The following is a 22,947-nucleotide window of genomic DNA, read 5'->3' as shown; positions in this document are numbered from 1 at the left end:
CGTCGGCTGCGCGGGCGGCGTGGACCGCCTCGACGCCGCCGGCCAGATCCAGGATGGCGACGGCCTCCCCACCGCCGGCGGGCAGGCGCCACAGCGACGCCGTCGGCTCGTCGGTTCCCTCGGCGCCGGGGACGACGCGCGTGGCGATGAAGAGCAGGTCGCCGGTTGCCGTGAACACCGGCGCCGACTCCCCCTTGGCGCCACGGGTCAAGCGCCGGGCCGGCTTCTCGCCGGCGACGTCGAGTTCCCATATGGCGGTGACGAATTCGGTGCGCTTCGCGTTCAGCTCACTGACACCGGTGACGGCCCGGGAGCCGTCCGCGGACACCGCCAGCCCGGCAACTCTCGGCAATGCCAGGAACTCGTCGAGGTCGCAAAGGGGTGACGTCATGGTCCTCCGTGTCGGCGAAGCCACGCGACGATGCGGTCGCGGTGCGGGGCAAAACCCTTGTACTCGGCCAGGTCCTCCGGCAGCTCCGCGAGTACCGCCGCGGTGCGATGTCGCCAGGGCTCGACGGTGGCGAGGTCGCCGAGCGCAAGGAGGTAGGTGCGGATCAGGAAGCAGACTGCGTCGGACTCCGGCAACCTGATGAGGTGCTGCACCTCGACGCGCAGGTGGGCAAGGCGGCTCAACGCGTCGTCGTCGGCGGTGGCGGACAGGTCCCGATCGGAGACCCACTCCGGGTAGCGCTCCAACGACTGGTCCAGGCGGCGCCCCATCGCGATCGACCAGTTGGTGCGCCGGTAGGCCTCCCCCGGTTGCAGGCGCAGGATGAAGTCGCGGGCCCGCGTGACGACGCCGCTCTCCCGCAGCCGCGGAACGGGTCCGTGGACTTCGAGGAACTCCATCCCTACGTCGAATCCGAACGACCAGGCCGACGCGAACGTCACCACGCCCGCGTCGACGAATAGATCGCCGTCCCGCTGGTCGAGCAGGACCACGTCCTCCTGCATCTGGGCGGCGACGTAGGCCAACGGCTCGGCAGGAAGGGTCGAGTCGTCACCGAACACGAAGTCCTGCACCACCCCGAGTCGGGCGTTGCGCCAGCACCATGTGGTGCCGTCGCCGGTCAGCGACATGGCCCCGGGGTAGGTGGTGGCCAGTTCCCGCATCAGCAAGAGCATCGCGTCCCAGCACGCAGGCCGCATGTGCGGCAGGACGGCGTGGCGGCCGGGGTCGGCGGCCAGAATCGTCGCCCGCTCGGCGAGCTCGGCCTCGTAGTCACGGTCGACGTCGACGATCCCGTCACCCCACCCGCCGGTCGCGGTCGTCACCGCGGTACCCGCAGGCGCGAGGTTGGTGCTGTACCGATAGCTGTCGTCGGTAAAGGGAAAGGGGAAGGTGGACAACGATTTCGGGGCGACACCGGTCACAATGACAGCTCCAGTCGCGCCCCGGCTGCCCTTGACACGCAGCACATCATCGACTCCCCGGTCGCCCGTTCCCGCTCGCTCAGATAAAGGTCCCGGTGCAGTATCTCGCCTGCCTCGACCGCGACGCGGCATTCGCCACATACTCCCCGCCTGCACAGGTTCGGAACGTCGACTCCCCGCGCCAGCAGGGCGGTCAACAGCGAGACGCCCGACTCGACGGTGAAGGTGTCGCCGGTGACGCTCAAATGCACGTCGAACGGCTCGCCGGGGTCGAACGCATCGGTGCCGAAGTGCTCGACGTGCACCCGACTCGCGGGCCAGCCCAAGCCGACCGCCCGCGCGGTGACGTCGTCCATGAAGGACGTTGGACCGCAGATGTAGAGGTGGGTTCCCAACGGCTGGTTCGCCAGTGCCCGGATCAATGCCGCGGTAAAGGAGTCGCGATCGGTGAAGATCACCGCGTCGCCCGCAAGCGTCTCGACGTCGTCGACGTGGGCGCCGCGACCCGGGCGGTGTACGTAGAGCAGTTCGACATCGCGCCCCCAGCGTCGCGCGCTGCGTAGATGCGACACCATCGGGGTGATCCCGATGCCCGCGGCCACCAGGAGGTGGCGCCTGGCGCGCAGCACGGGTGCGAACGCACTGCGGGGTCCGCGGGCGAGGACCGTGTCACCGACGCGCAGCTCGCGATGCAGCCACGTCGACCCACCAGAGCCGTTGGGGCACAGCAGTACTGAAATCGAATAGCTGGTAGGGGCGAGGCCGTCGCCGGTGAGCGAGTACGCGTTGAGCACGTGACCGCATTCGACGACGAGGTGGCTGCCCGCGGGGTACGGCGGCAGCGGGCCGCCGTCGGAACGCGCCAACGTCACCGCGCGAACGTCCGGCATCCGGTCGTCGACGGCGACGACGACCAGCTCCAGTTCCGTCACGTCAGCACTCCGAGGTGGGCGCCGATCCGCCGCGACACGTGGGCCTGGACGGCGAGCCGACGGCCGCACCCGTCGCAGGCGACGACGCCCCCGAGCGGCACCGCACCACGGGTCACGGTGCGGCAGTGCGCGCAGTAGACGTCTCGGTGGGCGACGTCTGTGCTGGCGACGATGATCTCGTCGTCGCCGATCCCGATGCCAAGCGCGCGCGCCCGCAGCCGAAGGCAGGCGTCGGCCGGACCGGCCATCATCAGCCGCCACCCGACGCGTGCTGTGGCCAGGTCGGCGTCGAGCACGCGTGTTGCCGCGAGATCGTCGGACACCAGGTGCACGCGGGGGGCCGACTCTGGATGACGGCCCTTGAGCTGTGCGACCCACTCGGTGGCGATCGACTCACCACCTGCGAAGGCGATCACCGTCCAGTACCGGCCCGACACGTCGGCCGGGGCGCGGCGAGGCGCGACGGCCCACGGGGGCACGCTGGTGAACTCGATGGCGGGCGTCATGGCGGTCTCCTTCGAGGAAACCACACATCCGGGTCAGGGGCGCGGGTGGCGCGGTGCGCGTCCAGCCAGGGCCACTGCACCGGCGCCGAGCAGCGAGATCGCCGCCGACACCGCGATCGCCACGTTCCAGCCGGCGGCCAGGTCGTCACCGACGTGGGTGGCGACGACGACGAAGGAGGTGATGCCGACCGCCGCACCGAAGTAGCGGGCCGTGTTGTTGGCCCCGCTTCCCATCGCGGCCCGGTCGGCGTGCACGCTGGCGACGGCCTCGCGCCCCAGCAGGGCGTTGAGCAGACCCGTCGCGACGCCCGCCACGAACAGCGACGGGACCAGCCGCCACGGGCTGGACTCCGACGTCACGCCGAAACCGAGCGCTTGGCCTGCCGCGACGACGACGAGGGCTACGGCGATCGGCACCGGCCCGGTCATCGGATGCCGCACGAGGCGGGACAGGAAGGCCGTCACCACGCTGGTTCCCGACCACACCACGACGAGCAGACTTGCCGGCCAGATGCCGGCTCGCAGCCCCGTCTGGGCCAGCGTCGGAACGAACGACACGGTGGCGATGACGCCGGCGCCCAGGACGAAGGAGCCGATGGTGGCGGCCCGGAAGCGGTTGTGGCGAAGGAGCTTCGGCTCGACGAGGGGGTCGCGGACGCGGGCTTCCACGACCCCGAAGCCGATCAGCGCCAGCAGCCCGGCGGCACCGAGCACCACCGACGTCAGGTGAATGCCGTTGCGCCCAAGGGTCAGCGCGCACACCAGCAGAATCATGGCCGAGGCGAACAAGCCCAGTCCGCCGCCGTCGAGCCGGCGTCGACCGGCTGCGCGTGACTCGCCGATGCGAGTCAGGCTGGGCCACAGCAGGACCAGCGCGACCGCTGCGACGGCCAGATACGGCCCGCGCCAGTGCGCCGCCCCGACGGCGGCGGACAGCACCGCGCCCACCGTTATTCCCAGACCGACGCTGGTGCCCCACACCGCGGTCGCGTGGGTGCGGCGGCGCGGTTCGGTGAAGTCGTGGGCCAGGATCGCCAGACCGCAGGCCAGCACCGCCGCGCCACCCACGCCCTCGAGCACTCGACCCGCGACGAATCCCACCGCCTCCCAGGCCACGCCGCAGGCGACGGCCCCAATCGCCATCGCGACGAGCCCGGCCAGGTAGACGCGACGGCGGCCCACGTTGTCACCGACGACGCCCGCGGCCAGCAGGCCCGCGGCCAAACCGACCGACATGGAGTTGAGCAACCACGGTCCTGCGGCGACCCCGGCGCCGAGCCCGGCCACGGTCGCGGTCAGCGTGGCCATCGGCGTGACGTAGGTGACGAGCACCAGTGCCGTGCCCGCCGCGATCGGAACGAGCGACGTGACGTCGGCCCTGACAGGTTTGATTTTCAAACTCACTCCTGGCACGCTAACACCGTGTCGACCACGCCGCTCGCCGATCTCGCGGGCCGCCCCTGCCCGATCGCCGCCGCGATGACCGTCGTCGGCGAGAAGTGGGCGTTGCTGGTCGTCCGCGAAATCGCCCTCGGTGCTTGCCGTTTCGGTGACATCGTGGCGGGCACCGGCGCGCCTCGCGACCGGATCGCCGCCCGGCTCAAGACGTTGGAGGCGGCGGGCATCGTCGACCGGACCGCCTACCAGGAACATCCCCGGCGCGACGAGTACGGGCTGACGGAGTCGGGCCGCGGCCTGCTGCCCGTACTGGACGCGCTGCTGACCTGGGGTGCCGAGCACGCCGTCGCCCTTGACGACCCGCTGCGCCGCAGCCGCTACCGCCGCTTCGTCAGATCCGAGGAGACCACGTGACCGACGACCATGGATGGGGCGAGAAGCGCTCGAAGGTCGTCACCTGGCACGACCCCGCACCCACGACGGCCAAGGGCCTGTCCATGGCGGGCGTCGACTACCTGCGCGCGATCGTCGACGGGACGCTGCCGCCGCCACCGATCTCGGGCCTGATGACGTTCGCGATGGAGTCCGTCGAACCCGGCCGCGTGGTCTTCACCTGCGAACCCGACGACTCGGCCTACAACCCGATCGGCGCGGTGCACGGCGGATTGGTCTGCACCCTGCTGGACTCGGTGGCCGGCTGCGCGTTGCACAGCACGCTGCCGCAGGGCAAGGGCTACACGTCGATCGAGATCAAGGTGAACTATCTGAAGGGCGTTCGAGCCTCCAGCGGACCGCTGACCGCGACCGGCACCGTCGTCAAGGCCGGGTCGCGCATCGGTTTCACCGAGGGCGTCGTCACCGACGCATCCGGCGCGATCGTCGCGACGGCGACGAGCACCCTGCTGGTGTTCGACCTCCCGACGCCGGGCTAGCGTCGAACCGTGAGCCGACGCTTCCTCGTCATCGGCGCGGGCATCTCCGGACTGGCGACCGCCGTCGCATTGCAGCGCCGAGGCCACCACGTCACCGTCCTCGAGGAGCGCGTCGACGCCTCGTCCGGAACGGCGATCAGCATCTGGCCCAACGCCTTGGCCGCCCTCGACCGCATCGGTCTCGGCGACGCCGTCCGCGAGTCGGGTGGGCGGGTGTCCGCCGGTGCGATGCGATGGTCGGACGGCACCTGGCTGCGACGGCCATCCCCGGAACGGATCGTGGCCGCACTCGGTGAGCCGTTGGTGGTGGTGCGGCGGTCGGTGTTGACCCGAATCCTGGCGGATGCGCTCACTGAGGGCACCGTTGAATCAGGCCTGGCGGCAAGCGAACTCGCCCTCACCGCCACGGGCGTCAGGGTGACGACGTCGGACGGCGGCACCCGCGAGGTCGCGGCGGTGGTCGGTGCCGACGGGGTCGGATCCATGGTGGCCCGCCATCTGAACGGAACCCTCCGCCGCCGATACGCGGGCTACACCGCGTGGCGCGGCATCGCCGAGTACGCACTGGACCCGAGCTTGGCCGGCGAGACAGTCGGCATTGGAACCGAATTCGGGCACGTGCCGCTCGGCGCGACCCACACCTATTGGTTCGGCACCGAGCGTCAACCCGAGGGCGGCGTCTCCCCTGCCGGCGAACTCGCCCACCTGCGGTCCAGGTACGGCAGTTGGGTAGACCCCGTTCCCGCGCTCCTGGCGGCCACCGACCCGGCCGACGTCCTCCGTGGCGACCTCTACGACCGCGAGCCGGCACGCCAGTGGTCACGTGGTCCCGTCGTCCTGGTCGGCGACGCCGCACATCCGATGCGGCCCCACCTCGGTCAGGGCGGGTGTCAGGGCTTGGAGGACGCCGCCACGCTGGCGCACTGCGTGGACGCGGTCGACGACCTGCCGGGGGCGTTCGTCCGGTTCACCGAGCTGCGGCGCCCGCGGACCATGGCGTTGGCCCGCGAGTCCAGATTGTTCGGCCGGATCGTCAATGCCCGTCCCGCGCTCCTCGGCGCCGCGGCGATGCGCGCGTCGGCGGTGGTACCCGAGGCCGTCCTTCGGCGGCATCTGGCCTCGGTGGCCGGCCGCGCGGCCTTCGTCCTCAGCTCCGACCGGTCAGAGCGCCCATCGGGTTGAGCAGGGCCGAGCACATCTGGCGGGGGTTGATGAAGCCGAGCAGTCCCTTGGTGGGCATCGCCTGGCAGCCGGTGGCCGGCTGCGCGGGGCTGATCGACGACACGTTCCACACGGCGGGGGTGCCGCCCTTGACGCCGCACGTGGGCCAGGCGCCCGGGCCCTGGCTGGCCAGGACGTTCTCGGCGACGCGGATCTGTTCGGCGCGCGACGCCGTGGCGGGGGATCCGACGCCGCCGTTGGAACTCCAGGTGGCCGGCTTGAACTGCAGCCCGCCGTAGTGACCGTTGCCCGTGCTGGCGGCCCAGTTTCCGCCCGACTCGCACTGTGCGACGGCGTCCCAGTTCATCGAATCCGCATGTGCGTTACCTGCGGACATTCCTGTCGATATCGCCATGATGACGATCGCGAATGCGCCCGTCAGCAGGACGAGCTTCAGGCCCCTGACCACTGAGGTGCGGTTTCCCTGGATCTTCACGAGTGCGGTCCTTCCCCGACCGGTTGACACGAGGACCGCGGTAGCCCGTGGCTAATTGACGCGGTCAACGGGTAATTCGTGGGGTCGATCACATGCGTTACAGAAGCGACGAAAGTTCTTTACCGAGACGTGATGGAAGCCAGAGAAAGCTGAGGTAGGAGGGTCAAACGAGAAAGCAGCGCCGGGCGTGTCGCCCAGCGCCGCTCTCGCAGGCTCGTTCGTCGGGTTACCCGCGACGTCCGCAGACCGGCCAGGCGCCAATGCCCTGGCTCTTGAGCACGTTGTTGGCCACCCGGATCTGCTCGTCCTTGCTGGCCTGGTGCGGCGAACCGCTGCCACCGTTGGAGCGCCAGGTGCTCATCGTGAACTGCAGGCCTCCGTAGTAACCGTTGCCCGTGGCGGTCGACCAGTTGCCACCCGACTCGCAGGCCGCGACGGCATCCCAGTTCACTCCGCCGTCCGCATTCGCGGTACCGGCTCCCATCAGCATTGACGCCATCGGAACCACGGTGAGCGCCCCGGCGATGGTGGCCATACCAAACGTCTTGCGGATGAACTTCAACTTCTGTCCTTTCGCCACGCGCGCACCAAGGGACGCCCGCGGGAGGCGCGGGCGTGCGGCCTGTCAGACAGGCGAGAGGTTCTGGGTCGGGCCGTCTCGGTCGGGCACGACAGCGGGCGGCTCGAAGGGCCACGCCGGGAGTTCACCCGGCGGCGGTCACGACACCGGAAGCGCTCCGGGCCCTGTGGCCGCCCCACTCACACGCTGGTTCGTGGTTTGTGTTTCATTTGCTCCGTTTCAGGAGACACATGAAAGGTACAAACGTTGCGTGTGAAAACGAAACCTGCCGCGGCGGGTGTCGCCGTTCGATAACGATCCGATAACGGCGACTGATGTCGGCATCGTTGCAGGTCATCATGGCGATCTGCGGACCAGCACAAACTGTCGCCCAGCACCTCAATCGTGACTCAAATCACGCCGTGAATGTGACGTGGCACACGCGATCGCAACCACACACGCCACATCCATCACTCAGAGTGGCTCTCTAGCAGCATGATTGGTGACGCGGCGGGATTCGGTACTCATTTCGTTCGCTGAGATCCAAGGATCCATGTACGGCGACACTGGTCCAAACCATCTGTCCGACAATGGATTACATACGTACCGGGCAGACGGCACCGCGGCGGTGGACGTCGACCTCGAGCTTGGCCGTCCGTGATACCTACTGCTCGACAACGTATTTGATGGACTACATGCACACGGTGTCCGCCTGGGCGTCGACCCCTTCGTAGCCGCCGCAGCGCCCGCCCCTCCGAAAGAAGACCGGGAAAGTCCGCACCCATGACCACGGAAATCCGCGAAGCCAATGCGCCACTCCGACTTTCGCTCGCCACATGCCAGCCTAGGCCACCAAACATGTTGTACGACAACGATCTACCATGACGAACCGGAATAGGAACGTCCGAGGCTCGTCACGTGCAGATCACGAATTAACGCACGAATAGCGCTCGATTACGTCACCTGATTGGCGAATAAAAACGCTAGCCGAGAAATGGACCGCCGTTGCCGTCACAATTGACCATTTGCTGGGTCGTCACCCCAGATCGGCGGGGGCGTTCACGTTGGCCAACGAGCGCTGCTCTCCCATCACGACGCGCTGGGTGTCGACGATGTCGACCAGGGCACGCATGCTGCGCTCACCGGCGGCCACCAACGCGTCGGCCCGCGCCGCGAGGTCCGTCCGGTAGACACCGGCCAAGTAGTGGTCGCGGCCGTCCCACGGGAGCACCACGTCGGCACCCAGCCGCAGGGACGGGCCCACCAGCTCCTCGATCAGGTCCACGGTGAGATACGGCATGTCGACGGCGCACACGAAGGCGCGTTCCAGTCCGGCGTCGGCCGCGGCGCGAAGACCCCTGGCCGTGGCCAGGAGGGGTCCGACGCCACGGACGTCGTCGCGCAGCACCTCGGCGTCGAGCGCAGGCAACGGCTGACCCGGTGCCGCGACCACGAACACCGGCGAGCACCGAGCAGAGAGCGTCAGCACGGCCTGTTCGACGAAGGTGCGACCGGCGACTTCCAGCGTCGCCTTGTCGCGTCCCATTCGCCTCGAGGCTCCGCCCGCCAAGACGATGCCGGCGAGCGGAGTGCTGCTATTCGACGTTCCAGGTGTCCTTGCCACGAAGCAAGGATTGCAGAGCGGAGGTGTCGTGGGGCCTGGATTCCATCGCAGAGGTCACCTGATTGCGTGCCATCTCGTCATACGTCGGGCGGCTCACCTGACGGAAGATGCCCATGACCGTGTGTTCGAGGTTCTGCTCGGAGAGGCGCGACAGTGCGAACGCGTACGCGGGATCGTCGATCGTGGCGTCGTGCACCACGATCTCGTCGGCCGACACGTCGGCGGTCTTGGCGACCTCCAGGCCGAAGCCGGACTTCACGACGCAGTACGCGCCATCGGTGCCGAAGGTGATCGGTTCCCCGTGCTTCACGTTGACCAGCCGGTCCTCGGAGCCCTCCTTGCGGAGCGCGTCGAAGGAGCCGTCGTTGAAGATCGGGCAGTCCTGCATGATCTCGACGAGTGCGGCGCCGCGGTGGCTGGCGGCTGCCCGCAGCACCTCGGTCAGGCCCTTCTTGTCCGAGTCAAGCGCACGACCGACGAACGTCGCCTCCGCTCCCAGTGCCAGTGACACCGGGTTGAAGGGGTGGTCGATGGAACCCATGGGCGAGGTCTTGGTGACCTTGCCGACCTCCGAGGTCGGCGAGTACTGCCCCTTGGTCAGGCCGTAGATCCGGTTGTTGAACAGCAGGATCGTGATGTTGACGTTGCGGCGCAGCGCGTGGATCAGGTGGTTGCCGCCGATGGACAGCGCATCACCGTCACCGGTGACGACCCACACCGACAGGTCGTCGCGGGCCAACGCCAGGCCGGTGGCGAAGGTCGGGGCGCGGCCGTGGATGGAGTGCAGGCCGTAGGTCTCGAGGTAGTACGGGAACCGGCTTGAGCAGCCGATGCCGCTGACGAACACCATGTTCTCGCGCTTGAGCCCGAGCTCGGGCAGGAAGCTGCGAATGGTGTTCAGGATGACGTAGTCACCGCAGCCGGGGCACCAGCGCACTTCCTGGTCGCTGGCGAAGTCCTTGGCCTTCTGCGGCTCGTCGGTCGTCGGCACACCGCTGATCTTGGTGAGCGCCGTCAGTCCCAGGTCCGAACCAATCAAGTCAGTCATTCTTCAGCTCCTTCGGCCGTCACTGGAACTTCGATGGTGGCCGCGGCCAACCGGGCGAACTTGGCCTTGTCGGTTTCCTTGTCGCGCAACGTTCCGTCGAGGGCCGATTCGATGATGCCCTCCACTTCCTCGGCGAGGAAGGCCATGCCCTCCACCTTCGTCACCGACTGCACGTCCACGAGGTACTTGCCGCGGAGTAGCAGCGCCATCTGGCCGAGGTTCATCTCCGGCAGCACCACGTTCGGGTACTTGCGGAGGACGTCACCGAGGTTGCCGGGCAACGGGTTCAGGTATCGCAGGTGCGCGTGGGCGACCTTCACGCCGTTGCGCCGCGCGCGTCGGCACGCCTCACCGATGGGACCATAGGAACTGCCCCAGCCGACGATCAGCAACTCCGCCTCGCCGCTCGGGTCGTCGACGACCAGGTCGGGAACGGTGATGCCGTCGATCTTGGCCTGGCGCAGACGCACCATCAGATCGTGGTTCTTGGGCTCGTAGGAGATGTTGCCGGAGCCGTTGGCGGACTCGAGGCCACCGATGCGGTGTTCCAGACCGGGCGTACCGGGGACCGCGAACTGACGCGCGAGCGTCTCCGGGTCACGGGCGTAGGGCTGGAATGGTTCACCCTCCTTGGCGAAGGTGTGGTCGATCGCTTCGAAGGTGGTGACGTCGGGGATGCGCCACGGCTCGGAGCCGTTGGCGATCGCTCCGTCGGACAGCAGGATCACGGGCGTGCGGTAGGTCAGCGCGATCCGGGCGGCCTCGACGGCGATCTCGAAGCAGTCCGACGGCGACTGGGGTGCGAGCACCGCGACCGGGGATTCGCCGTTGCGGCCGTAGAGCGCCTGCATCAGGTCTGCCTGCTCGGTCTTGGTCGGCAACCCGGTGGAGGGGCCGCCACGCTGGACGTCCACGACCAGCAGCGGGAGTTCGGCCATCACCCCGAGGCCGATGGCCTCGGCCTTCAGCGCAACGCCGGGGCCCGAGGTGCTGGTGACGCCGAGCGCGCCGCCGTAGGACGCCCCGAGGGCCGCGCCGATGCCGGCGATCTCGTCCTCCGCCTGGAAGGTGAGGACGTTGAAGTTCTTGTGCTTGGACAGCTCGTGAAGGATGTCCGAGGCCGGCGTGATCGGGTAGCTGCCGAGCATCACCTGCGTGTTGGCCAGTTGACCCGCGACGACGATGCCGTAGGCCAGTGCCGTGTTGCCGGAGACCTGACGGTATTCACCGGACTTGAGCTTGGCGGGCGACACCTCGTAGGTGGTGCCGAACGCCTCGGTGGTCTCGCCGTAGTACCAACCCGCCTTGAGTGCGAGGACGTTGGCCTCGGCGATCTCGGGCTTGCGGGCGAACTTCTCGCGAATGAAGACTTCGCTCTGTTCCAGTTCGCGGTTGTACATCCACGACAGCAGACCGAGGGCGAACATGTTCTTGGCCCGCGAGCCGTCCTTCTTCGTGGCGCCGATCTTCTCGACGGCACCCAGCGTCAGGGTGGTCATCGGAACCGCCTGAACGACGTAGTCGGACAGACTGTCGTCTTCCAGCGGGTTGGCCTCGTAGCCCACCTTCGCGAGGTTGCGCTTGGTGAACTCGTCGGAGTTGGCGATGACGAGACCGCCGCGCGGCAGGTCGCCCACGTTGGCCTTCAGCGCCGCCGGGTTCATCGCGACCAGCACGTCGGGGCGGTCGCCTGCGGTGAGGATGTCGAAGTCGGCGATCTGAATCTGGAACGACGAGACGCCGGGCAGCGTGCCCTGTGGTGCCCGGATCTCGGCGGGGTAATTCGGTTGCGTCGCAAGGTCGTTGCCGAACAGCGCAGCTTCCGTGGTGAACCGGTCACCGGTCAACTGCATGCCGTCGCCGGAGTCACCGGCGAAGCGGATGACGACCTTCTCGAGCTTCTGCCGAGTGGAGGAACTCGTACCGGCTTCGCTGCCGCTGAGAGTCACGACCCCCGCCTTTCACACTTCACGAAGTAGAGGGATTGCCGTGTCGCCGGGTAGAGCGCTTTTCGCGCCCGCGCCGCCGGGTCGACGTCAACCTCTTCTTATCTGTCACTAGCAGTACCGATTATTGCACTGCTCTTAGGCTGGGCTTTACCGACCAGCCACGCGAGCCGTCCGGCAGGCGTGCGCAAATCGGCAGTTCACGACCGTGAAGCCGGGAGGACCACGACGGTTTTGTGGTTTTCGTCACGTTCGAGACGAGCTTAATCCTAAGAACGAAAGCTACCCGCGGGTAGAAACTTGACGGGTGTCGAGTTTGACCCGCCGCGACCTGCGCCTACACCCTGTCGGGCGACGGGACGGGCAGCCGCTTCTCGAGCTCGCGGGCAACCAGTTCGCTGGCTCGCTCCGCTGCCGCCACCGGACCGGCACCGGCCGCCCGGTTGGCCACGTAGCACGACGTGAACATGTCCCCGGCGCCCGTGGCTTGTACTCCGGTGACCCGCCATGCCGCTGGCACCCGCACGACGTCGCCCTCGGTGTAGATGTCGCACCCCTCCGAACCAAGGGTCACCAGGATCTCGGGAACGCCCAGCCGCTCGGCCGTCGCGGCGTCGAACTCGCCGTCTGCGACGATGACCGCTTCGTCCTCGGCCAACTTGAGCACGCTGATGTCGCGCAGCAGGCCATGCGGATAGTCGCGGTCCACCGCGAGCGGGCCGACCCGGTCGGCGCGGACGAGGCCCTGACCGTCGTAGGCGACGCGATGCCCACGTTCGGCGAGCAGCGCCAGCGTGGTCTCGGGGAAGTCCGCGCGCAGCAGCGGCGCGAGGTGCACCCAGGTGGTCTCCGGGTTGGCGGTCTCGATCTCGTCGGTCCCCCAGATGGGGCCGAGTGCGGTGACGGACATGACCCGGTGGTCGACGTCGACGTAGTCCAGCCGGAAGCCGGCCGTCCGGTCGGAGTCGATGATCCGGACGAGCGACCCGAACCGGTCGAGCACGCCGGTGAACAACTGATGGTCTTCTTGGGCGCCCATGGCCACGATCTGGCCAGCTCCGCCCGCGTACTCCAACGCCACGCCTGCGAACGAGGCGCAGCCGCCGGGGCTGGGCGGCGCGCCGTCGATCCGGTCGACTGCGAGGTTGCCGAGGACGGTGACGCCGTCGACGAGCTGTGGCCGCACCGTTCGAATCTCCTGCTCTTCGTCGGCGCACCGGAGTCGCCGTGAGGCGAAATGGTATCTGGCCACGCTGGGAATCGACGACTCGTCGCTCAGACGGGCAGGTTGAACGGGGTGATCACCTGGATCGGCGTCGGCCGTGCCGGTTCTGCGGGGAGGGCGCCGTGGTGCTGCAGGATCTGCCGCATCGCCACCCTGGCGTCGGCCCGCAGATCGTTGTGCAGGACCACCGAGATCCGTCCGTCGCGCAGCAACCGTCGGTTGTCGGCGTCGAGGTCGTGGGCGACGAACACCCGGCAGACTCTTCCGATCTTCTCGAAGGCGGCGACCGTCGCGGTGTTGCCGCCGCCCGGTGAGTAGACGGCCTCCACACCGGGGTGCCGCTGCAGGGCGTCGAGGACCAGTCGCTCGGTGGTGGCGTCGATGCCGTCGCTGTCGCTGACCTCGACGACCTCGCGTCCGGAACCGCGCAGCGCGGACCGGAAGCCGACCTCGCGTTCACCTTCCCCACGAAAGACCGTGCCGCTCAACGTGATCAGCACCCCTGAGGTCGACGAGCCCAGCCACTGGTCCATCAGGTAGGCGGCGGTGACGCCGGCCCCGTGGTTGTCGATGCCGACGTAGGCGCAGCGTGCGCTGTTCGGCACGTCGGTCGTATAGGTGACGACGGGGACGCCCGCGCCGACCAGCCGGTCGACGGCCTCGGTCACCTCGGGAGCGTCCTGCGCCTTCAGCACCACCCCGTGGCTGCCGCGGATCTTGCCGAGTATCTCGGCCATCTGCGCCGTCGACCCGGACTCCCAGAGGTGGAAGCGGGCCCTCAGCATGGCCGGTGCGAAGGCGGGCAGCTCGGCTTCGATCGCGGCGCGGAAGGCGTCGGAGAACCGCTGCGGGGTTTGCATCACCACGTCGACCAGGAAGCGGCGGCCGTTGAGCCGGAGTTGGGCGCGCTGCTTGTCGAGGTCGGCGATGGCCTGGGCGACCTCGGCGCGGGTGTTCTCGCGCACGCCGGGCCGGTCGTTGAGGACGCGGTCGACGGTCGCCTCGCTCAGGCCCGACTGCTGGGCGATCTCGCGGACCTTGTAGCGATGCGGCATGTCCCCCTCCTCGCCCTCCCCTTTGCGATTTCGGCGCGTTCAGCCGCGCTAGCCGCGGATTAGCGCGCCCAAATCACCAACGCGCTGAGGTGTTTTTGACGGGTTTTTGGTGTTGATTGCGGCGCGGGTCACAACAAGACTAACGGGCATGGCTGCTCCCACCTCCACTACGCACCGGGCGTGGATCGACGACGCCGACTGTGGCCTCGACGAGTTCCGCGCGCTGGTCGCCACCCCGACCGACGCCGGCGACTACCCGCTCGCCAGTGACGTCCGCCAGGGCGTCCTGGTCTACTCCGCCCAAACCGTGGCCACCGCCGACCGCCGCGCCCTGCAGACCGAGTTGATCCACGCACTCGCCGACGGACCAGGAGTCGTGGTCTTCGAGGGCGCGTTCGACCACCCGACGGTGGACCGGGCCAGCGAGGCGTTCACCGCGCTCATCGAGGCGCAGCGCGCCGCGGGCTCCGCGGCCGGTGACCACTTCGGCAAGGCCGGCGTCAACGACCGCATCTGGAACGCCGCCCAGAAGCTGGCGCTGCACGATCCCGAGGTCTTCGCCGAGTACTACGCCAACGACGCACTCGCCCTCGTATGCGAGGCCTGGCTCGGCCCGCGCTACCAGGTCACCTCACAGGTCAACGTCGTCAATCCCGGTGGCGCCCCGCAGGTTCCGCACCGCGACTACCACCTCGGCTTCGTCGACGCCGATCAACTGGCGGCCTACCCCGCCCACATGCACCGCATGTCGGCCGTCCTGACCCTGCAGGGCGCCGTCGCGCACTGCGACATGCCGTTGGAGAGCGGCCCGACGATGCTGCTGCCCCACTCGCAGAAATTCGCGGGCGGTTACATCGCGTTCTACGGGCAGGAATTCGTCGACTTCTTCGCCACCCGCATGGTGCAGGTGCCGCTGCGCAAGGGCGACGCGGTGTTCTTCAACCCCGCACTGATGCACGGAGCGGGGGCGAACACCTCCACCGACATCCGCCGGATGGCCAACCTGCTGCAGATCTCGTCACCGTTCGGCCGGGCGATGGAGGCGATGGACCGCACCGCGATGATCCGCGCCACCTACCCGGCCCTGCTCGCCATGAAGGCCGCCGGGCGTTCCGACCGCGAGATCCGCAACTCGGTCAACGCGACGGCCGAGGGCTACGCCTTCCCCACCAACCTCGACCGGGACCAACCGATCGGCAGCCTCGCGCCGCCGAGCCAGGTCGACGTCGTACTGGCCGCACTGGCCTCTCGCCTCACCCCACGAGCATTCGACGAAGCACTCGCAGAACACACGACAAGGAGAAATGCATGACCACCCTCGGCGTAATCGGACTGGGCCGCATCGGCGCATTCCATACCGAAACCCTCAGCGGGCTAGCGGGTCTCGACGGGCTGGTGATCACCGACGAGCGCGGCGACGTCGCCGAGGCCGTCGCCGCCAAGCACGGCGCCAAGTACGTCGCGACCGTCGACGAGCTGCTGTCCTCCGGCGTCGACGGCGTGGTCGTCGCGGCCGCCACGCCTGCGCATGCCGAGCTGACCCTGGCCGCCGTCGCGCGGGGCATTCCCACGTTCTGCGAGAAGCCCATCGCCTCGACCGCCGTCGAGAGCGCCCGCGTCGCCGAGGCCATCCTGGCCTCCGGCGTGCCCGTGCAGGTCGGCTACCAACGCCGGTATGACGCGGCGTTCGCAGCGGCCAAGCGCGCCGTCGACGACGGGTCGCTCGGAAAGCTGCACACCGTGCGCAGCACCACGATGGACCCCGCTCCCCCGCCACTGGACTACATCAAGGGCTCGGGCGGCATCTTCCGCGACTGCGCGGTGCACGACTTCGACGTACTCAACTGGATCACCGGACAGCGCGCCGTCGAGGTCTACGCCACCGGAACCGTGCAGGGCGACCCGCTGTTCGCCGACTACGGCGACGTCGACACCGCCGCAGTGATCGTGAAGTTCGACGGCGGCGCGCTCGGCGTAGTGTCCAACGCCCGCTACAACGCGCGTGGTTACGACTGCCGCCTCGAGGTCCACGGGTTCGAGGACAGCGTCGCCGCCGGCTGGGATCAGGGTGTGCCGCTGCGAAACACCGATCCAGGCAACGACTTTCCGCAGGGCCCGGCCCACCACTTCTTCATGGACCGCTTCACCGAGGCGTTCCGCACCGAGCTGGCCGCGTTCGTCGAGGTGACGAAGGGCGGCCCGGTCCTGGGCGCGACGGTCGCCGACGCGGTCGAGGTCGCGTGGCTGGCCGAAGCCGCCACCGAATCCCTCAAGCGGGGCACGCCCGTCACGATCGCGGAGGTGCGCAACTCGTGAGTGCTCTCAAGATCGCGGGAGCCCCCATCTCCTGGGGTGTCTGCGAGGTGCCCGGCTGGGGCCACCAGTTGGACCCCGACCGGGTGCTGACCGAAATGCGCGGCGCCGGGCTGACGGCTACCGAACTCGGACCGGAGGGCTTCCTCCCGACCGACGCCGACGAACTGAAAGACGTTCTGCGAGAGAAGGATCTGGCCTGCGTCGGCGGCTTCGTGCCCGTCGTCCTGTTCGCCGACGACCACGACCCCGTCGACGACCTTGCCGGCCCACTCGAATCCCTGGTCGCCGCCGGAGCCGGCGTCGTGGTGCTCGCCGCGGCCACCGGAGCCGACGGTTACGACTCCCGGCCCGTGCTCGACGACGCCCAGTGGGCGAGGCTGGTCGCCAACCTGGACCGGTTGGCCGCCATCGTCGCCGAGCGGGGCCTGCTCGCCGTGCTGCATCCCCACGTCGGCACCATCGTCGAAACGCGCGCCGACGTCGACCGAGTGCTGCAGGGCTCGTCGATCAAGCTGTGCCTGGACACCGGTCATCTGCTGATCGGCGGCACCGACCCGCTCGAACTGGCGAAGGCCGTGCCGAACCGCATCGCCCACACCCACCTCAAGGACGTCGACGCCGCACTGGCGGCGAAGGTGCAGTCCGGTGAGCTGACCTACACCGAGGCCGTCAAGGCGGGCATGTACACCCCGCTCGGCACCGGCGACGTGGACGTGGCGGGCATCGTCTCGGTGCTGCGGGACAACGGTTTCGACGGTTGGTTCGTGCTGGAGCAGGACACGATCCTCGACGGCGAGCCGGCAGGCGAGGGTCCGGTGCGCGACGTCCTGGCGAGTGTGGCATACCTGAGGCAGATCACCGCGTGAGGATCGGGATTCTCGGAGCGTCGCGGATCGCCGAGGCCGCAATCGTCGGTCCCGCGGCGGAACTCGGCCACCGCCTGGTGGCCGTGGCCGCGCGGGACCAGTCACGGGCTGAGGTGTTCGCGAAGAAGTACGGCGTCGAGCGGGTGGTCGACGACTACCAGGCCGTGATCGACGACGCGGAGGTCGACGTCGTCTACAACCCCCTGGCGAACTCGCTGCACGCGCCGTGGAATCTCGCGGCGATCGCGGCGGGCAAACCGGTGTTGAGCGAAAAGCCCTTCGCCCGTGACGAAGCCGAGGCTCAGCGGGTAGCCGAGGCCGCCGACGCGGCGGGTGTGACGGTGCTCGAGGGCTTCCATTACTTCTTCCACCCGGTCACCCAGCGCGCGTTCGAGCTTGCCGGCGACGGCACCATCGGCACCGTCACCCACGTCGAGGTCAGGATGACGATGGAGCCGCCGGCCGACGACGATCCGCGCTGGTCCCTCGACCTGGCCGGCGGGGCGCTGATGGACCTGGGCTGTTACGGGCTGCACGTCATGCGCTCACTGGGTCGCCTCGCGGGTCCCGGCATCGAGGGCCGACCGTCGATCGTGCGGGCGCACGCCGAGCAGCGCACGCCTGGCGTCGACGCCTGGTGCGACGTCGAACTCGGCTTCCCTGGCGGCGCCACCGGGCTGACCGCGAATTCGATGGTGGGCGACCACCGTTCGTTCACGATCCACATCGCGGGGACGGCGGGCGACCTGCTGGTGCACGACTTCATCAGCCCGAGTACCGACGACCGGCTGACGATCACCACCGCCGCGGGCACCACGGTCGAACACCTCGGCACCAGAGCGTCCTACACGTACCAGTTGGAGGCGTTCGCCGCGCACGTCGAGCGGGGCACCGCGCTGCCGTTCGGCACGGCTGACGCGGTCGCCAACATGGCGTTCGTCGACGACGCGTACCGGGCGGCGTCGGTTTCCAGGTAGTCCACTACTCACGCCGACGACCCCTGCGGCGAGACAAAGTTGCGACGTCCGCTCACAACTCCACCACCGCCGAGGGGCTCTCCCATGAAGACCACGTCGAAGCTGTCGCAACTCGTTCCACTGTCCGCCGCGCTCGGGATCGTCGCCGGTGCGTTCCCGTCGCCCGCGGTCGCCGACCCCCTGCCGTACGGGCCGGACACCTGCGTCAGCGGGTACGTCTGGCGGGAGGCCCGCGTCGGCGACACGGTCTGCGTCACCCCGGCCACCCGGGACCAGGTCGCCCAGCAGAACGCCAACGCCGGGGCCAACAAGGACCCGAGTCAGGCTTCCGGCCCCGAATCCTGCTCCCAGGGCTACGTCTGGCGCGAGGCGTTCGACGGGGACACCGTCTGCGTCACCCCGGCGGTCCGGTCGGCGACCCTGGCCGACAACGCGGCCGCCGCGTCACGCAGGGCCTCCGGCTCGCAGGGCCCCGCCAGCACGCCGGGTCAGTCGACCGTCAGGTTCGAGGTCACCGGTCCCGGCGAGGTGTTCAGCATCGACACCGATCCGGCGGGCTCGTTGGTGGCGGACCACACGACTCTTCCGTTCTCACGCGTGATGAAGGTCGGGTCCGACGTGCAGTTGCTTCAGGTCGTCGCCGTCGGGCGGGACACCCCGGGGCCGGGGTGCCGGATCACCCTCGACGGCAAGGTAGTCGCCGAGGAACCCATTGGCGGCAACGCCCACTGCATCTTCAGTCGGCCGTAGGGGTGCGCGGCCGGGTGGCGGCGCGCTCGTGCCAGCGCAGGCGGAGCAGCAACACCCGGCGGTGCGCGCGGAACGACAGGCTCAACGGGTCACGCCAAGCCGCGGTGCGTACCGCTCGTTGGTGGTCGACGTCCATGTGTCGATTGTGCCGTCTCGGCGGTAATGATGCGTGGTGGCGCGGGTCACCGGAGGACGTCATGCCGATGAACGGTCGACCAACTCGGCCGAGCACTAGGCTGACTTCGTGAGTGACTTCGAACTGGCCGTCAGCGCCGAGATGGTGTTCACCGACCTTCCAATCGTCGAGCGGGTGCGCCGCATTCACGATCTCGGCTTCGCCGCGGAGATCTGGAGTTGGCACGACAAGGACTTGGCCGCACTGGCCGCGACGGGGGCCACGTTCACCTCCATGACGGGATACCTACACGGCGACCTGATCGACCCGCAGACGGCCGACGAGGTCATCAGGACGGCCGAGTTGAGCGTCAAGGCCGCTGAGACGCTTGGGGTTACCCGGCTCAACCTCCATACCGCCGAACTCGTCGACGGCTTGCCCGCCCGTCCCCGCCTGCGGGCCACCGGGGCGATGTGGGCCACCGCCGTGCGCACGCTCGAACGACTGGGCGAGTTGGGTGCGTCTGCGGGCGTGACGTTCTGCGTGGAGAACCTCAACACCGTCGTCGACCATCCGGGGGTGCCGTTGGCCCGCGCCAAGGACGTTCTCGCGCTGATCGAGGGCGTCGCCCATCCCAACGTCAAGATGATGCTCGACCTCTACCACGCACAGATCGGCGAGGGGAACCTCATCGAGCTGGTTCGCCGCTGCGGCAACGCCATTGGTGAGGTGCAGGTGGCCGACGTGCCGGGCAGGTGTCAGCCAGGGACCGGCGAGATCTACTATCCCGCCATCGCGAAGACGTTGCGGGACATGGGTTATCGCGGCACGGTCGGGCTGGAGGGCTACGCGTCGGGCGACGACGTCGACGCGCTCGAGGCGTTCCGGGCGGCGTTCACCGTCTAGCCGAATCGTTCGGCGAGGCGCTGCAACGTCGCGGTGATGCCGTCGGCGTTCTTCTTGTCGTAGCCGAACGCGGTGATCATCAAGGGCACCTTGGCGGTGCTGTAGTCGAAGGTCTCGGTGACCTCGGTGACCAGGCCGTCACCCTGGGTAGTCTCGGCCAACTCCCACCGCCACTTGTGCCCGAGCGGATGCTGCCACTCGACCACCCTGCCGTCGTCGACGTCGGTGACGGTCGAGACGATCTTGTAGGGCACGCCGTACTGCTTCATCCCCACGGTGAACTTGTCTCCGACCGCGAGGTGGTGCGGCCCCTTGACGTCCACGTCGCGGACCGTGCCCGAGCCGTCGAGTTCGGGATGGCGGTGCGGATCGGCCACGATGGCGAAGATCTCCGCCGCCGGGGCCTTTACCTGAACCCGGCGCGCCACCCGGCGTGGGCCTGCGTCGACTGTCGTCACTGTTGAAGTGGTCATGTCCGCCACATACCCCCATTGGTTCAAGGTGCAACACCCGTCTCGCACGTAACCTCGAAGGCGTGACCGATGCCGCCCACGGAGTGCCGACAAGTCTGCGGGAGCGTAAGCGGCTGCGCACCCGCCTTCAGCTCGTCGGAGCCGCCGTCGAGTTGAGCCGACGGCACGGCTTCGCCAATGCGACCGTCGAACAGATCGCCGCCGCAGTCGACGTCTCGCCGAGAACGTTCTCCCGCTACTTCCCGACCAAGGAAGCCGCGATCCTCTCGGTCATCCAGGACATGGCCGAGACCGCACTCGCCCACCTCGACGACGTGAATCCCGACGTGCCCCCACTCGACGCCCTGGTGCAGTCCCATCTGCGGATGCTGGACGACGTGCACGCTGGCAGACATGCCATTACCCCGAGCCTGCTGGCCGGAGCCTTGCTGGTCATCGGCGAGTCGGCCGCCCTTCGTCCGTTGGCCATCGGCACCACGCACCAGGGGCTGCTCGAGTCGGTCGCGCGCCGGATGGGCGTCGACCCCGAGGCCCGCGGACCCTGGCTGGTGATGCGGGTCTGGTTGTCGGCCTTGGCATGTGCGTCACGCGAGGTCGGGATGGAGGTCGCCCTCGGGCGGTGTGACGCCACCCTGACCGCGAAGGCCATGAGACAACGGGTGGTCGAGGTTCGTGCCGAACTGGCCGACCTCGTCCCAGCCGTGCCTGCGTTGCCAGGTCCGGGGAGCACAATGGATAGCGGTACTAGATAACGACGGCGGAAGGAACCGTCAATGGCCAGGACCGATGACGACGACACGTGGGACGTCAACGAAAGCGTCGGCGTCACGGCGCTCGGCGTCGCCGTCGACGACCCGTTCGCGCGACTGTTCCTGGACGCGGCCGGTGACGGCGTCTGGAAGATCTTCCTGAGCGACGAGCCCCCAGCCGAGCTGGCCGAAGTCGACACCGACTTCGGGAAGCGCACTGAGTCGATGAGGAGTTACATCGGCTCGCGCACCAAGTACTTCGACGAGTTCTTCCTCGATGCGGCCGCCGCCGGTGTGGGCCAGTCCGTCATCCCGGCAGCCGGGCTCGAACCCATCGCCCGGCTCGTCGACGTCGGCGAGTTGCTCTACGACGGAAAACGGACCGAGGTCACCGATTGGCTTGGCGCACATGGCTAGAAGGTCACGGCCATTGGCGCCGACGAGCTGATGGCGGGCTACGGCCGGACACTCCCGAGCGACGTCGACGCGCCCGTGCCTAACAGCGTGTTCGTCGAGGGTCGGCTCTGATGTAGCGGTCGTCGCTCAGCGCGACATTCCCAGCCTCCATCGACGACGAAACCGAGACATCCCATGGGTCAACGACACTCACGCCAAGAGGGCTCCCCTCGCCTCGACGAGACGGGCGTCTCGGGTCACCAGAGCGAGATCGAGGAACACCTGACCCGCACCGTCATGGAATCATTCGCCGGCTGCAACGACGAGCGACTGACGTTGCTGATGACGGCAATGGTCCGGCATCTGCACGCGTTCATCCGCGACGTCCGCCTCACCGAGGCCGAATGGACCACCGCGATCGAATTCCTCACCGAGGTCGGGCACATGACCGACGATCGTCGCCACGAGTTCATCCTGCTCTCCGACGTCCTGGGCGCCTCCATGCAGACCGTCAACGTCAACAACGTCGCCCACGGCAGTGCCACCGAAGCAACCGTGTTCGGCCCGTTCTTCACGAAGAACTCGCCGCGCATCGAACGGGGAGGCGACGTCTCCGGCGGGGCCGCCGGACAACCGTGCTGGGTGGAGGGAACCGTCGCCGACGTCGACGGGCAACCGATCCCCGACGCCCGAATAGAGGTGTGGGAGGCCGACGAGGACGGTTTCTACGACGTTCAGTACGACGACGACCGGGTCATGGCCAGAGCTCATCTGTTCAGCGACCACGACGGCCGATACCGCTTCTGGGCCCTCACCCCCACGCCGTACCCCATCCCCCATGACGGACCCGTGGGCCGCATGCTCAACGCCACCGGTCGCTCACCTATGCGCGCATCACATCTGCACTTCATGGTCGCCGCACCCGGCCACCGCACCCTGGTCACCCACATCTTCGTCGCCGGCGACGAATTCCTCGACCGAGACACCGTTTTCGGGGTCAAGGAATCGTTGATCACCGACTTCACCGAGCAACCCGCCGGCACCCCCACCCCCGACGGACGCGACCTCGCCCAGCCCTGGTCGCGTGCCCGCTTCGACATCGTCCTCGCCCCCGAGCGTTGAGACCCCGCCGTCCAATTGCGG

24 protein-coding genes and 2 pseudogenes are annotated in these 22,947 nt (G+C 68.5%); 12 read left to right on the top strand and 14 right to left on the bottom strand.

Annotated features, from left to right (window positions below; all coding sequences use genetic code 11):
- The 5 genes and pseudogenes from B1790_RS09640 to B1790_RS09620 form a co-directional block, all read right to left on the bottom strand.
- Nucleotides 1–391 (bottom strand): annotated as a pseudogene (locus tag B1790_RS09640) (S9 family peptidase); the annotation flags it as partial.
- Nucleotides 388–1,374 (bottom strand): DUF3445 domain-containing protein, encoded by a 987-nt coding sequence (locus B1790_RS09635; RefSeq protein ID WP_233165035.1) that lies wholly within the window; start codon nucleotides 1,372–1,374, stop codon nucleotides 388–390. The pseudogene B1790_RS09640 and the gene B1790_RS09635, both read right to left, overlap by 4 nt.
- Nucleotides 1,371–2,306: a PDR/VanB family oxidoreductase gene (locus tag B1790_RS09630; protein ID WP_079922979.1), complete on the bottom strand. Its 936-nt coding sequence runs from the start codon at nucleotides 2,304–2,306 to the stop codon at nucleotides 1,371–1,373. Before B1790_RS09630 ends, B1790_RS09635 begins: the two co-directional genes overlap by 4 nt.
- The gene (locus B1790_RS09625; protein ID WP_079922978.1) at nucleotides 2,303–2,812 is read right to left on the bottom strand and encodes a dimethylamine monooxygenase subunit DmmA family protein; all 510 of its coding nucleotides are present in this window, start codon (nucleotides 2,810–2,812) and stop codon (nucleotides 2,303–2,305) included. Before B1790_RS09625 ends, B1790_RS09630 begins: the two co-directional genes overlap by 4 nt.
- Nucleotides 2,813–2,845: 33 nt before the next feature.
- Nucleotides 2,846–4,216 carry an MFS transporter gene (locus B1790_RS09620; RefSeq protein WP_079922977.1) on the bottom strand — a complete coding sequence of 457 codons (1,371 nt, stop codon included), beginning with the start codon at nucleotides 4,214–4,216 and terminating at the stop codon, nucleotides 2,846–2,848.
- An 18-nt stretch (nucleotides 4,217–4,234) separates the two neighbouring features.
- On the opposite strand from B1790_RS09620, the gene B1790_RS09615 reads away from it, so the two are divergent.
- From B1790_RS09615 to B1790_RS09605, 3 genes are read left to right on the top strand one after another with little or no spacing between them, the layout of a single operon-like run.
- Complete coding sequence (locus B1790_RS09615; protein WP_233165034.1) at nucleotides 4,235–4,624, top strand: helix-turn-helix domain-containing protein; 390 nt, start codon at nucleotides 4,235–4,237, stop codon at nucleotides 4,622–4,624.
- Nucleotides 4,621–5,142, top strand: a complete 522-nt coding sequence (locus B1790_RS09610; protein WP_233165033.1) for a PaaI family thioesterase — start codon at nucleotides 4,621–4,623, stop codon at nucleotides 5,140–5,142. The genes B1790_RS09615 and B1790_RS09610 overlap by 4 nt, the downstream gene beginning before the upstream one ends.
- A 9-nt stretch (nucleotides 5,143–5,151) precedes the next feature.
- A complete protein-coding gene (locus tag B1790_RS09605) occupies nucleotides 5,152–6,324 on the top strand; it encodes an FAD-dependent oxidoreductase (RefSeq protein WP_079922976.1) in 1,173 nt (390 codons plus the stop codon).
- Here B1790_RS09605 and B1790_RS09600 read toward each other — a convergent pair.
- The 7 genes and pseudogenes from B1790_RS09600 to B1790_RS09570 all read right to left on the bottom strand — a co-directional run bounded on the left by B1790_RS09600 (nucleotide 6,290) and on the right by B1790_RS09570 (nucleotide 14,256).
- Nucleotides 6,290–6,799: a transglycosylase family protein gene (locus tag B1790_RS09600; RefSeq protein WP_369832320.1), complete on the bottom strand. Its 510-nt coding sequence runs from the start codon at nucleotides 6,797–6,799 to the stop codon at nucleotides 6,290–6,292. The genes B1790_RS09605 and B1790_RS09600 overlap by 35 nt on opposite strands.
- A 226-nt stretch (nucleotides 6,800–7,025) precedes the next feature.
- Nucleotides 7,026–7,250, bottom strand: a pseudogene (locus tag B1790_RS09595) (transglycosylase family protein); the annotation flags it as partial.
- A gap of 1,144 nt (nucleotides 7,251–8,394) precedes the next feature.
- Complete coding sequence (gene mobA, locus B1790_RS09590; protein WP_079922975.1) at nucleotides 8,395–8,982, bottom strand: molybdenum cofactor guanylyltransferase; 588 nt, start codon at nucleotides 8,980–8,982, stop codon at nucleotides 8,395–8,397.
- Nucleotides 8,954–10,030 carry a 2-oxoacid:ferredoxin oxidoreductase subunit beta gene (locus B1790_RS09585; RefSeq protein ID WP_079922974.1) on the bottom strand — a complete coding sequence of 359 codons (1,077 nt, stop codon included), beginning with the start codon at nucleotides 10,028–10,030 and terminating at the stop codon, nucleotides 8,954–8,956. The genes mobA and B1790_RS09585 overlap by 29 nt, the downstream gene beginning before the upstream one ends.
- Entirely contained in the window at nucleotides 10,027–11,979 is a 1,953-nt protein-coding gene (locus B1790_RS09580; protein ID WP_079922973.1) for a 2-oxoacid:acceptor oxidoreductase subunit alpha, read from the bottom strand. The genes B1790_RS09585 and B1790_RS09580 overlap by 4 nt, the downstream gene beginning before the upstream one ends.
- A gap of 334 nt (nucleotides 11,980–12,313) precedes the next feature.
- On the bottom strand, nucleotides 12,314–13,162 hold the full coding sequence (locus B1790_RS09575; protein ID WP_079922995.1) for a PfkB family carbohydrate kinase: 849 nt from the start codon (nucleotides 13,160–13,162) through the stop codon (nucleotides 12,314–12,316).
- An 89-nt stretch (nucleotides 13,163–13,251) separates the two neighbouring features.
- Entirely contained in the window at nucleotides 13,252–14,256 is a 1,005-nt protein-coding gene (locus B1790_RS09570; protein WP_079922972.1) for a LacI family DNA-binding transcriptional regulator, read from the bottom strand.
- A gap of 148 nt (nucleotides 14,257–14,404) precedes the next feature.
- On the opposite strand from B1790_RS09570, the gene B1790_RS09565 reads away from it, so the two are divergent.
- The 5 genes from B1790_RS09565 (at nucleotide 14,405) to B1790_RS09545 (ending at nucleotide 19,165) form a co-directional block, all read left to right on the top strand.
- Nucleotides 14,405–15,568 (top strand): phytanoyl-CoA dioxygenase family protein, encoded by a 1,164-nt coding sequence (locus B1790_RS09565; protein WP_079922971.1) that lies wholly within the window; start codon nucleotides 14,405–14,407, stop codon nucleotides 15,566–15,568.
- Nucleotides 15,565–16,572 carry a Gfo/Idh/MocA family oxidoreductase gene (locus tag B1790_RS09560; RefSeq protein WP_079922970.1) on the top strand — a complete coding sequence of 336 codons (1,008 nt, stop codon included), beginning with the start codon at nucleotides 15,565–15,567 and terminating at the stop codon, nucleotides 16,570–16,572. Before B1790_RS09565 ends, B1790_RS09560 begins: the two co-directional genes overlap by 4 nt.
- Nucleotides 16,569–17,438: a sugar phosphate isomerase/epimerase gene (locus B1790_RS09555; protein ID WP_079922969.1), complete on the top strand. Its 870-nt coding sequence runs from the start codon at nucleotides 16,569–16,571 to the stop codon at nucleotides 17,436–17,438. Before B1790_RS09560 ends, B1790_RS09555 begins: the two co-directional genes overlap by 4 nt.
- Nucleotides 17,435–18,415 (top strand): Gfo/Idh/MocA family protein, encoded by a 981-nt coding sequence (locus tag B1790_RS09550; RefSeq protein WP_142271198.1) that lies wholly within the window; start codon nucleotides 17,435–17,437, stop codon nucleotides 18,413–18,415. Before B1790_RS09555 ends, B1790_RS09550 begins: the two co-directional genes overlap by 4 nt.
- Before the next feature lie 84 nt (nucleotides 18,416–18,499).
- The gene (locus B1790_RS09545; RefSeq protein ID WP_079922968.1) at nucleotides 18,500–19,165 is read left to right on the top strand and encodes a hypothetical protein; all 666 of its coding nucleotides are present in this window, start codon (nucleotides 18,500–18,502) and stop codon (nucleotides 19,163–19,165) included.
- On the opposite strand, the gene B1790_RS34650 is transcribed toward B1790_RS09545, so the two are convergent.
- Nucleotides 19,152–19,301: a hypothetical protein gene (locus B1790_RS34650; protein WP_158083800.1), complete on the bottom strand. Its 150-nt coding sequence runs from the start codon at nucleotides 19,299–19,301 to the stop codon at nucleotides 19,152–19,154. The two genes, B1790_RS09545 and B1790_RS34650, sit on opposite strands and share 14 nt — an antisense overlap.
- A 108-nt stretch (nucleotides 19,302–19,409) precedes the next feature.
- Here B1790_RS34650 and B1790_RS09540 point away from each other — a divergent pair, with 108 nt between their 5' ends.
- Nucleotides 19,410–20,186: a TIM barrel protein gene (locus B1790_RS09540; protein WP_198951959.1), complete on the top strand. Its 777-nt coding sequence runs from the start codon at nucleotides 19,410–19,412 to the stop codon at nucleotides 20,184–20,186.
- On the opposite strand, the gene B1790_RS09535 is transcribed toward B1790_RS09540, so the two are convergent.
- Nucleotides 20,183–20,659, bottom strand: a complete 477-nt coding sequence (locus B1790_RS09535) for an SRPBCC family protein (protein ID WP_079922992.1) — start codon at nucleotides 20,657–20,659, stop codon at nucleotides 20,183–20,185. The two genes, B1790_RS09540 and B1790_RS09535, sit on opposite strands and share 4 nt — an antisense overlap.
- Before the next feature lie 62 nt (nucleotides 20,660–20,721).
- Here B1790_RS09535 and B1790_RS09530 point away from each other — a divergent pair, with 62 nt between their 5' ends.
- From B1790_RS09530 to B1790_RS09520, 3 genes are all read left to right on the top strand, one after another.
- A complete protein-coding gene (locus B1790_RS09530) occupies nucleotides 20,722–21,411 on the top strand; it encodes a TetR/AcrR family transcriptional regulator (protein WP_233165031.1) in 690 nt (229 codons plus the stop codon).
- Between the two features lie 21 nt (nucleotides 21,412–21,432).
- Nucleotides 21,433–21,825, top strand: a complete 393-nt coding sequence (locus tag B1790_RS09525) for a class I SAM-dependent methyltransferase (protein ID WP_369832319.1) — start codon at nucleotides 21,433–21,435, stop codon at nucleotides 21,823–21,825.
- A gap of 174 nt (nucleotides 21,826–21,999) precedes the next feature.
- Nucleotides 22,000–22,926 carry a dioxygenase gene (locus B1790_RS09520; protein ID WP_079922966.1) on the top strand — a complete coding sequence of 309 codons (927 nt, stop codon included), beginning with the start codon at nucleotides 22,000–22,002 and terminating at the stop codon, nucleotides 22,924–22,926.
- The last annotated feature ends 21 nt before the right edge of the window (nucleotides 22,927–22,947 follow it).

It is taken from the genome of Mycobacterium sp. AT1 (assembly GCF_002043095.1).
Classification (GTDB): domain Bacteria; phylum Actinomycetota; class Actinomycetes; order Mycobacteriales; family Mycobacteriaceae; genus Mycobacterium.
This window is presented reverse-complemented; position numbering and strand designations above follow the sequence as displayed.

Excerpts from the sequence above, each read along its gene's own strand:
- B1790_RS09625 (WP_079922978.1), bottom strand. The coding sequence starts at position 2,812 with ATGACGCCCGCCATCGAGTTCACCAGCGTGCCCCCGTGGGCCGTCGCG.
- B1790_RS09585 (WP_079922974.1), bottom strand. The coding sequence starts at position 10,030 with ATGACTGACTTGATTGGTTCGGACCTGGGACTGACGGCGCTCACCAAG.
- B1790_RS09570 (WP_079922972.1), bottom strand. The coding sequence starts at position 14,256 with ATGCCGCATCGCTACAAGGTCCGCGAGATCGCCCAGCAGTCGGGCCTG.
- B1790_RS09565 (WP_079922971.1), top strand. The coding sequence starts at position 14,405 with ATGGCTGCTCCCACCTCCACTACGCACCGGGCGTGGATCGACGACGCC.
- B1790_RS09560 (WP_079922970.1), top strand. The coding sequence starts at position 15,565 with ATGACCACCCTCGGCGTAATCGGACTGGGCCGCATCGGCGCATTCCAT.
- B1790_RS09545 (WP_079922968.1), top strand. The coding sequence starts at position 18,500 with ATGAAGACCACGTCGAAGCTGTCGCAACTCGTTCCACTGTCCGCCGCG.
- B1790_RS34650 (WP_158083800.1), bottom strand. The coding sequence starts at position 19,301 with ATGGACGTCGACCACCAACGAGCGGTACGCACCGCGGCTTGGCGTGAC.
- B1790_RS09535 (WP_079922992.1), bottom strand. The coding sequence starts at position 20,659 with ATGACCACTTCAACAGTGACGACAGTCGACGCAGGCCCACGCCGGGTG.
- B1790_RS09525 (WP_369832319.1), top strand. The coding sequence starts at position 21,433 with ATGGCCAGGACCGATGACGACGACACGTGGGACGTCAACGAAAGCGTC.
- B1790_RS09520 (WP_079922966.1), top strand. The coding sequence starts at position 22,000 with ATGGGTCAACGACACTCACGCCAAGAGGGCTCCCCTCGCCTCGACGAG.